The following is a 1,455-nucleotide window of genomic DNA, read 5'->3' as shown; positions in this document are numbered from 1 at the left end:
TGGCAGAGAAGCTGATAAAACAAGGCAAAAAAGAGGGAAAAGTAGAAGGTAAAATAGAGGGCAAACAAGAGCTGCTTATAAAGTTCCTTCGCCGTAAATTTAACATAACGCCCAAAGAAGAAAAGATGATCCGCTCCGTCACAGACGAATCCAAACTTGACGCGGCAGCAGAAGCCGTGCTTGACGCCAAATCCAAAGACGAAGTTTTAAAGATATTACAGTAATGGAATTAAACTAGCTGGGAGATTGCCGAAAACCTTGAAATGCAACCGTCTATAAAAGTGCTTTATTTTGTCTCAATATAGTGCCGCTCTCCGAAAAGCGGAGTGGTTCTTGCCGATGCCGTTAGAAACATAGATTGGCGGGCACGAACATGAAATGGAAGATTCATTGAACGGGCCGATGATAATTTCGTTAACGAAGTCATATCGAAACTTTTAGCCTTGCTAAGTTAAAAATATTGAGATAAGGCCTACCCCTGGGCAGCCGAGATTTTACGACTTGAACGCTACACGTTGAATGCTACACGTCTCTAAGGTCTTTTGTTTGCCCACGTGCCAGTGCATCAAATTTGGGGTCGCATCTTTGATCTTGAATTTTAATCTTGCAGGTTGATCTTATCTTGCATTATTCCACTCATCTTCAGAAATGCCCGCCTGTCTTAAAATTTCTTTAAGCAGTGGAATACTGATATCCCCCACGTGAGGATTTGGTACCCTTAACTTCAAAGGACCGCGCTTCATAAACGAATGACGTCCGCCGGAATATGGACCGGTAAAACCTAATGCTTTCAAACGTTTGATCAGTTCACGCCTATTTATCGAGTTCATGCTTCACTTGTTATTACGTTAAGGTCGATTCCGCCGATTGTGGGGATAAAATCCCCGTCTCGAAGTTTTAAAATTAGCCATTCTTCAAGGACCTCCCTCAGCACGTCGCGGCATACTTCCAAGGTCTTTTCGTTTGCCCACACGCCGGGGCAGGAAGGAATTTCCCCAAAAAACGTGCCATCCTCGAGCATTTTGTACCTTGCCTCATGCATGGCTGTTTCCACGAAGGCAGTCAATATGGACATTTATCTTCACCTCATTGATAATTATAGAATAAAATTGCATTCTCGGTAATGAATGGGGCTCACGTTTTTAATCTTGAATTTCCCGGCTGAATACCTTTTAAAGGTCTAACGTAGGTTTCTGAAAATGCCAAAATTCAAAACTAAAGATGTGACCCCAGTTATATTAGCTGACCAGCATCCTTATGCCCGACAGATACATAGAATGCTTGTCCTATAGCCTTAAAGCCTGCTGGGTATTTTAAAGGCCTGCCAACAGTTTTAAGGTTATGCTTTTTCATGTACAATAAACTACGTCATTTACTTTCAACGCAAAGGAGGCTTCCCCTGTGCCAAAAGACGACCTTACGCCCAAAGACCCCCACGACAGGCTCTTTAAAAGG

At 42.9% G+C, this 1,455-nt stretch carries 3 protein-coding genes; 1 reads left to right on the top strand and 2 read right to left on the bottom strand.

All coding sequences use genetic code 11. The annotated features are described in order from the left end of the window. A partial coding sequence (locus Q7P41_RS01895) for a DUF4351 domain-containing protein (protein ID WP_303881707.1) occupies positions 1-224 on the top strand: 224 nt, incomplete at its 5' end. Between the two features lie 393 nt (positions 225-617). Here Q7P41_RS01895 and Q7P41_RS01890 read toward each other — a convergent pair. Beyond that, the gene (locus Q7P41_RS01890) at positions 618-830 is read right to left on the bottom strand and encodes a type II toxin-antitoxin system HicA family toxin (RefSeq protein ID WP_303881705.1); all 213 of its coding nucleotides are present in this window, start codon (positions 828-830) and stop codon (positions 618-620) included. After that, the gene (locus tag Q7P41_RS01885) at positions 827-1,075 is read right to left on the bottom strand and encodes a type II toxin-antitoxin system HicB family antitoxin (protein ID WP_303881703.1); all 249 of its coding nucleotides are present in this window, start codon (positions 1,073-1,075) and stop codon (positions 827-829) included. The genes Q7P41_RS01890 and Q7P41_RS01885 overlap by 4 nt, the downstream gene beginning before the upstream one ends. Between the last annotated feature and the right edge of the window lie 380 nt (positions 1,076-1,455).

Source organism: Acetomicrobium mobile (genome assembly GCF_937920065.1).
The sequence above is the reverse complement of the archived record's forward strand: the minus strand, read 5'-3'. Positions and strand labels throughout refer to the sequence as shown.

Excerpts from the sequence above, each read along its gene's own strand:
- Q7P41_RS01890 (WP_303881705.1), bottom strand. The coding sequence starts at position 830 with ATGAACTCGATAAATAGGCGTGAACTGATCAAACGTTTGAAAGCATTA.
- Q7P41_RS01885 (WP_303881703.1), bottom strand. The coding sequence starts at position 1,075 with ATGTCCATATTGACTGCCTTCGTGGAAACAGCCATGCATGAGGCAAGG.